We start from the raw sequence: 7108 nt of genomic DNA on the forward strand, positions 1-7108 counted from the left end.
CCTGGCTCTCGGCGCCGTCCGTGAGCTCGGAACTGGCAGCACGGCAGGACCGCTCCCAGATCTCCTCGACCGAATACTCAACCGAGGTATCCAGTTTGTGATCGTAGTTTTCTCCGAACAGCCGCACTCCGGCTGCACCTTTATTGATCGCCTCATTATACTGCTCGAGCAGCCCGGTGCCCTTGGCAAGCTGTGTCGAAATCCAGGTAAAGTCACGTGCCTCACCCATGGGCTTTGCCACCGGATCTCGCAACGCAAAACCCTGGTGCTCCCAGAACTGCTCGACATATTTCGAGCCGCCGATGCGTATCAGCTGCAGACCTTCCAGATCGGTGCATTCCGGCAGCAGAACATCCGCCATGTGGTTGGTTTCATCGTGGGTATAGGCAAATGAGACCACGAAAGGGAAACTGGCGATGACTTCGCTCACTGCACCCGTGTCCCAAAACGAAATCACCGGGTTGGTGCGGTACGTGAACCAGATATCCGGCTGGGTTGGCTTCGGCAGATGGTCAAAGCCTTCCTTCTGGGCCATCCAGGCCAGATGGGTCGGTCCCAGTGCTTGCGACCAGGGCGAGTTGGCCGACAATGGGATCAGCGTCTGATGCGCATGGCGCGATTTTGCGGTTTCGTGAAACTCCCCCTTTCGGGTTGGATTCATCGGGTAATTCATAAAGCCGTCAGGCCCGGGAACAACACTTGACCAGCGATTGTCCGCCGGCCGGTTCAGCCGCACCGTGGTTCCAAGCGTACCGCCCGGCACTTCCAGGCCGCCAATCAAAACCGCCATCAGGGTCCGTGCCCAGGCGCATTCATAGCCGCCCCAGCCATTGGAGACCGTTTTGCCCAGAGAAATTGCCACCGGCCGAAACGGCATTTCACGCCCGTCGATCATGACGGTTTCACCGACATGGGCATGGTCCAGGTAGTCCAGTGCGGTTTGGCGCACCATGGTCACCGGCACATCGCAGATTGCCGCCGCCCATTCGGGTGTATAGGGCGCGACATGCGCAACCAGATGTGCAAAGGCGGGTTGGCAGGTGATGCGGTCGTGGTTCCAATTTACATCATCAGGACCGACTTCAACTCCTGAAACCGTGAATTCACCCTCCAGCGCCGGTTCAGTTCCATTGGTGTCGAACGGCACCGCGGCACCAGTGGCAAGGTCCCAGATCAGCGGCTTTTGCGTTTCCGGGTCACGTAGATAAAACCCGTTGGGTGCTACAAGGTAAGGCGAAGACGTCCTATGCCTCAGGAAGGGAATATCCAGCCGCTCGCGCGCAGTCTCATGCAGCAACACGTTTATGAGCGCAAACATGAAGGCCGGATCGGTCTTGGGCCGGATCGGAATCCATTCAGCTGAACAGGCTCCGGTGACTGAAAGATGAGGCTCAACCTGCACCCGTTTCACGCCCCTGTCGCGAGCGTCGGCGTGACGGCGCACGCCGCAGACCCCGCCCGAGGCTTCAACATTGGCGCCGAAGGAAATGATCATTTCCACCAAGGGCGTGTCCGGTGACACGGTAAAGGCGCGGTGCCAGAACTCTCCGTAGAGATGTTCCGAGTGGTAACATTTCACGCCCTGGCCGCTGCCAAAGCTCATGTCAATCGAGCCCCAGGCCTTCATGAAAGCCGGGAAAGTCCCCATGTAAGCCGTCGAAGTTCCGCCGCCCCCAAAGCTCGCCGCGACGCGTGGAAAACCACTTTCGTCGGTCTTGCCCTTGGCCTTGACCTCGTTCAGCTTACCGCAGATCAAATCCAGCGCCTCTTCCCATGTCGCCTGGCGGAACTGCGGATCCTCTTCCTTGCCCTTTTTGGGGTTGGTGCGGATCATCGGCGTCTTGATGCGATTGGGATTGTTGGTCTTTTGGATCAGGCCAAAGGCTTTGACACAGACCTTGCCATGCGCCGGATGCACCTTTGCCGCAGCGCCGTTGGGTCGGACCTGATAAGGGACGCCATCCATGACGTCTATCTTCATCAGATCGGGACCGGCCACACATTGATTGCAGTAGGAGGAGACGCTCTTGGTGGCCGTGCGGGGTTGGGAACTCATGGCGCGGCCCTCTCAGGACTCTTGCAGCTTGGCGGCTTTCTGGCGCAGTCTTTGCTGGGTTTTGCCAACATCAACAATGAAGCGCTCATGGTGGCCCTTGCAGATCGTATCGAGCTGATCCGCAGCCGTAACATCCAGCACCACTTTACGCCCGTCGATTTCCTTTACCGTCACGGTAACAGTGACTTCCATACCCAGAAGCGTTGGCGCGATATGGGCGATCGACACAACTGTTCCGACGGAGTCCTCACCCTCGGGAATGCGTTCAACGATCATATCTTGGCAAGTGTGTTCGATATCGCGCACCAAAGACGGCGTTGCATAAACTCGGCAGTCTTCACCCATGAAATCAATTGTCCGCTCACTATCGACAGTGACCGTCCGAGAAACAGATGTCCCCACAGTAAGATTCTCATACATTGAACACGCTCATTATGTTAAAAGCTGCATACTGGTACCATTATGCAGCTTTAAGTCTTTATGACCAGTATTTTCTCCGAATTCAGCTATGCACCTAAAATTATTGCGCTTTTTTCAGAATAATATGTCACAAAATTCCAAAAATTAGAAATTTTTTGTGACATATTATCGCCAGCATCAAGTCCGGCTGACTCGGAGAAGCGTTCCTGAGCGGCCCTGCTTCTCACTGGTTTCGATTTCCAGGCGTGTTCCAGAACACTCAAGCCGGCTTCTATCCGAAGCTATGCATGATTGAATTTCGATCCACTTGAAGCGATCAGATCCTGCGTGAAAATCGAAGGACACTTAGATAGGCCCAACAGCGGCAGCGATCCTCCGCTATCAATTGATCTAACAAACATCTGCAAAGTCTTGTGAATTGTTGAATCGCTTGCGGCGAAATAGCTGCGCTCGCGACCTGATGCCGATAACTATCTGTTTCAACTCAAGAAACTTGACCGGTAGTCACTACGGATAGCTACCCAATCTCCTTAAAAAAAAGCTGACATGCCAAGTGATTTGGCATGTCAGCTTCGCTCTGATCGGCAGAATGCCCCATCATTGAACACGGATGGTGGCGTTTGTTCGCAGGGAGGAGTACAAAAGCCTGCCGATCAATCAGCCCAGAGACCATTACTGTCCGAGTGTGCTGAATTCAGCCTCATCAAGGACACTGTCCTGGTTGGCATCTGCGGCTTGGAACACTTCTTCCGACACAGGAACACCAGCAACGGATAGTTCTTCAAAAGACACCTGACCGTTCTGGTCCGCGTCAACGGTCGCAAAGTCTGCAACCTGTGCATGGGCCAACGTCGCAACAGATGCTGCAAACGCGCCAAGGACAAAAGTTCCTGCAAGACGTTTAAGCATGGAAATCTCCGTGATTGGTTTAAGGGGCAATCGCCACATGGTTATTTCCACCAGCGAATGCACGCCTATGTTGCGAACCAACTATGGTGAAAAATTGCTATATCATCGACAACTTGAAGGTCATTTGATAGCGATGCAGTGACACTGCCAAGGCAAATAAATGGCACCAAATTGAGCGATTTTTCCCTGAAATTTCAACGCATTTTCGTTTTGAAAGCCAACTTTAAGTCCGGAAGTCGGCGTCAATCGATCCAGACGGTCTCGCAAGGCAACCACTCAAAGCCAGTTTGAGCTTCTGCCGATTTTGAAGACACCAAGATCGGTGTTTTTAAAACCAGAGAGTAATGCCGATACAGCTGCGAGCTCAAGCAATAGGCCGCTCAATTGATCACGGATCGGTCTGTCACATCATTTTAGAATCTGAAACAAAATCATTCGGCGTCAGTTTCAAATTACTAATCTGGAGAAAATGGTTTGATGGCAGACGGAGAATGCAATTGCGGTGCGGTTGCTTTTTTGGTCAACACGGAACTCAAGGATGCATTCGATTGCCACTGTTCTATGTGCAGAAAATCGACGGGCAGCAATGGAATTCCGATGGTTGTTGTTAGCAACACGGCATTCAGGCTCTTGCACGGAAAAGGCAGCATAGTTTCGTGGAAGAACCCCGACACAGATTGAGAAACTGCATTCTGTAAATCGTGCGGTTCGCCACTCCCTCGTCCGAATGATGAAACGCGGACGCCCATCCCCATCGGATTGTCGTCGCAAGGCGAAGAAAATCTGAGAATAGTTCATCATGTTTGGGTCGATTCCAAAGCCGCCTGGGATGAAATCAAGGACGAAGGAATGCTTCATTCCGGAAAATTCAAGGGAGGGTGAAGTTGAACCGTTGGCCTGATCCGATCAGTCCCGCTCAAGTGGCTCAATTCGATTTCTGAGTTTCGGCAGCATCGAGGCTCACCCGTTTCTGGTTCGGGGTTCATGCGCTAATTTGGGGTTGATACGGTCGGGTAACAAAGTCGCTCAGCATCAAGTTTCCGAGCCATGAACACAAGTTTGGAACAGGGCAACTCCGATATCAGTAAACATGGCCACCATCGGTTACAAAACAGTCCTACGGCATGAACCACGCAGGATGAGCTTTCCGGCAAAGGAAGTCCGGCGAGTGAGCATTTCCGGGTCCTGCATGTTTTCAACGAGGACATCAACCGCTTCGACGATCATGCGCCTGATAGGCTGACGGATTGTCGTCAACGAGTGCCCGGGCCAGCTAGCCTCGGGGATGTCATCGAAACCAAGGAGGGAAAAGTCCTTCTGAACTTCGAGACCGAGCTCATAGCGTGCCGCATGGAGGACACCAAGCGCCATGACGTCGCTGGCACAGAAGATTGCATCTGGCCGCTGATTTCTGGAAAAGAGCCGTAGTGCGGCCTCTCGACCGCTTTCAAAAGTATAATTGCCTTCTTCGTGGAAGAGCAGCTTGATCCCGTCTTCGGATAGGCGGTCGACAAATCCGCTTTCGCGCGCCTTGGACGTCTCATCGTCTTCTTCACCACCGACGAATGCAATACGTTCGTGGCCTGCCTCCAGCAGAAATTCCGCTGCAAGACGCCCGCCCTCAACATTGTCGATTTGCACTGAATTCACGTTAAGCCCGTCGGCACTCCGGTTGTAGAGCATCACCGGAATTCCGCGCAATTGACAGGTTTCCGCCATCTGATCGCTGAGAATTGCGGACATGATGATTGCACCATCGATCTTGTACTGCATCAGCGAATTCATGGCGGCATCAACTTCAGATTCCGACTCCACGGTGAAGAGCAGCATCTGCCAGCCCCGAGCCTGAATGTTTTGGCTCAGACCTGCGATGGTTCGGGAAAAGAATGGATCCTGCAATCTTGTCACGACGACGCCGACCATTCCGGATTTCTGCTGCGTTTCAATCCGCGCCGAAGACATGCTGCGTGCGATGGCGTTGGGTTGGTATCCCAAATCGCTGGCCGCCTGAAGTACCCGGTCGCGGGTTGCCTTGGCTATGGAAGCACCCGGAGAAAAGGCGCGCGAAACCGCTGATTGCGACACGCCTGCAGCTTTGGCCACATCATAAGAAGTGATTGATTTCTTGTTCATGCCAACGCGCCACTGTTCCAAAAAAACTCATGCAGTCTAGTCAAATACATGCTGGAGGCAACGCCAACCTGCCTATGAAATCAAGCAGAGTTTAACCTTTTTTCACAGACGGATAGTTGACTTGTGCAACTTTTTCATTCAATTTGCATGCGCATTCAAAACGAAAGGAAACTCGCATGTTGTCGGAACAGGAAAAGGACGCACTGTTCGAAGCTATTTGCGATGGCGATCGTGAGACCGTAGTAGCGCTTGTAACCAAGGCCCGTGACGCGGGAGAAGATCTCGGGCTGCTTCTCAACGACGCCATGATCCCCGCAATGGCGGAAGTCGGGGATCAGTTTTCGTCGGGCGAGATATTCGTCCCGGAGATGCTCGTTGCCGCTCGGGCTATGCAGGGAGGCATTGACATCATCGAACCGGTTCTAGCGGCAAACAAGCATGAACCCCTGGCCCGCGTTTGCATCGGTAGCGTCAAGGGCGACCTCCACGATATCGGCAAGAACCTGGTTGTAATGATGCTCAAGGGCGCAGGTTTCGAAGTCGAAGACCTGGGGGTCGACGTGCCGGACGAGGATTTTGCCAAGGCCGTTGAGCGGGGCAATCAGGTTGTCTGCCTCAGTGCACTTTTGACCACCACAAAACCGCAGATGATCAGCGTGGTTAAGCATCTGCGCCAAGCTGCCAACCAGGCCAAAATTGTCATTGGCGGTGCGGTCATCACACAGGATTATGCAGACAAGATCGGCGCAGATGCTTTTGGCGAAGATGCCCCTGGAGCAGTTAAGGCCGTCAAACGTGCCCTTGGTCTGGCGGCCTAGTTTCCATGTACGTTGGCTTGGATGCGCGTTCGATTTCGGAGCTGAAGGACGTACAGCAGCAAGAAGTACCATTAGCCGGCCTGCTGAATGTGGCATTCGGCAGAATCCGCCGACAGAAACAATATGCGCGCCTGTTTGCCCGCGGCGGTAGTCGCGCCGCCGAGCTGGATCGATGGCTGAAGAGCGCTGCAGAGTGTATTGCGGACCTGGCCACTCCCCTAATCGTCCTCAAGGCTGTTCCTACACGCATCAGCTCCATTGGCACTGAAATTGCCGGCCGGATCACCCTGAACGACCCGCGCTTAAGCCAAGACCTCAGCAATGGGGCAAACGTGACAGCCTATCTTCTCACGCTTGGATACTCGCAAGAGGAGGCGTTCAAGCGTCTGGCACACGATTATGCTGTCCACCACGTGCAAACCGACCTGGCAAGCGAAGTTCTTTTCGCACTCGGCCGATATTCCTACCGCATGCAGAAAATGAATTCAGCCGGTCGCAAAGTCAGACAAGTACCAGTTCTTACGTCCGATCTTTGCGGAAAACAAAAGACCTGGGATCCCAAGAGTGTTCAATCCTTGATCGAGTGCTTCGAGGAGATTGATCACGGTGTCAGTGTGACCGATTCCGGGTGCTTTCGCCCCCTCCACTCTCTGCTTGGTCTGTCGGTCCACCTGTGAAAGCCGAACTCAGGGCTTTCGCTCCCGGTCGTCGAACAATGCCTGATATCTCCGGCGGTTGAAAGGGTTCTCCGGATGAGAGCCGTAGACCGACA

The 7108-nt window shown here is 53.7% G+C and carries 7 protein-coding genes; 3 read left to right on the plus strand and 4 right to left on the minus strand.

The window, feature by feature from the left end:
* The 3 genes from K5905_RS23210 to K5905_RS23220 all read right to left on the minus strand — a co-directional run.
* On the minus strand, window positions 1-2056 hold a 2056-nt coding region (locus tag K5905_RS23210; protein WP_297588344.1), incomplete at its 3' end, for a molybdopterin-dependent oxidoreductase.
* Window positions 2057-2068: 12 nt separating this feature from the next.
* Entirely contained in the window at window positions 2069-2476 is a 408-nt protein-coding gene (locus K5905_RS23215) for a LysR family transcriptional regulator (protein WP_297588346.1), read from the minus strand.
* A gap of 672 nt (window positions 2477-3148) precedes the next feature.
* Window positions 3149-3385 (minus strand): hypothetical protein, encoded by a 237-nt coding sequence (locus K5905_RS23220; RefSeq protein ID WP_297588348.1) that lies wholly within the window; start codon window positions 3383-3385, stop codon window positions 3149-3151.
* Between the two features lie 561 nt (window positions 3386-3946).
* Here K5905_RS23220 and K5905_RS31635 point away from each other — a divergent pair.
* Entirely contained in the window at window positions 3947-4066 is a 120-nt protein-coding gene (locus tag K5905_RS31635) for a hypothetical protein (RefSeq protein WP_367187011.1), read from the plus strand.
* 423 nt (window positions 4067-4489) lie between these two features.
* On the opposite strand, the gene K5905_RS23225 is transcribed toward K5905_RS31635, so the two are convergent.
* Entirely contained in the window at window positions 4490-5518 is a 1029-nt protein-coding gene (locus K5905_RS23225; RefSeq protein WP_297588350.1) for a LacI family DNA-binding transcriptional regulator, read from the minus strand.
* Window positions 5519-5694: 176 nt separating this feature from the next.
* Here K5905_RS23225 and K5905_RS23230 point away from each other — a divergent pair, with 176 nt between their 5' ends.
* Both K5905_RS23230 and K5905_RS23235 read left to right on the plus strand, forming a co-directional pair.
* Window positions 5695-6336: a corrinoid protein gene (locus K5905_RS23230; protein ID WP_297588352.1), complete on the plus strand. Its 642-nt coding sequence runs from the start codon at window positions 5695-5697 to the stop codon at window positions 6334-6336.
* Window positions 6337-6341: 5 nt separating this feature from the next.
* The gene (locus K5905_RS23235; protein WP_297588353.1) at window positions 6342-7013 is read left to right on the plus strand and encodes a hypothetical protein; all 672 of its coding nucleotides are present in this window, start codon (window positions 6342-6344) and stop codon (window positions 7011-7013) included.
* The last annotated feature ends 95 nt before the right edge of the window (window positions 7014-7108 follow it).

The organism is Roseibium sp. (assembly GCF_025698965.1).
In the GTDB taxonomy this organism is placed as follows: domain Bacteria; phylum Pseudomonadota; class Alphaproteobacteria; order Rhizobiales; family Stappiaceae; genus Roseibium.

What these genes read in the sequence shown, in the direction of transcription:
- K5905_RS23230 (WP_297588352.1), top strand. Translation starts at nt 5,695, where the DNA reads ATGTTGTCGGAACAGGAAAAGGACGCACTGTTCGAAGCTATTTGCGAT.
- K5905_RS23225 (WP_297588350.1), bottom strand. Translation starts at nt 5,518, where the DNA reads ATGAACAAGAAATCAATCACTTCTTATGATGTGGCCAAAGCTGCAGGC.
- K5905_RS23220 (WP_297588348.1), bottom strand. Translation starts at nt 3,385, where the DNA reads ATGCTTAAACGTCTTGCAGGAACTTTTGTCCTTGGCGCGTTTGCAGCA.
- K5905_RS23235 (WP_297588353.1), top strand. Translation starts at nt 6,342, where the DNA reads ATGTACGTTGGCTTGGATGCGCGTTCGATTTCGGAGCTGAAGGACGTA.
- K5905_RS31635 (WP_367187011.1), top strand. Translation starts at nt 3,947, where the DNA reads ATGTGCAGAAAATCGACGGGCAGCAATGGAATTCCGATGGTTGTTGTT.
- K5905_RS23215 (WP_297588346.1), bottom strand. Translation starts at nt 2,476, where the DNA reads ATGTATGAGAATCTTACTGTGGGGACATCTGTTTCTCGGACGGTCACT.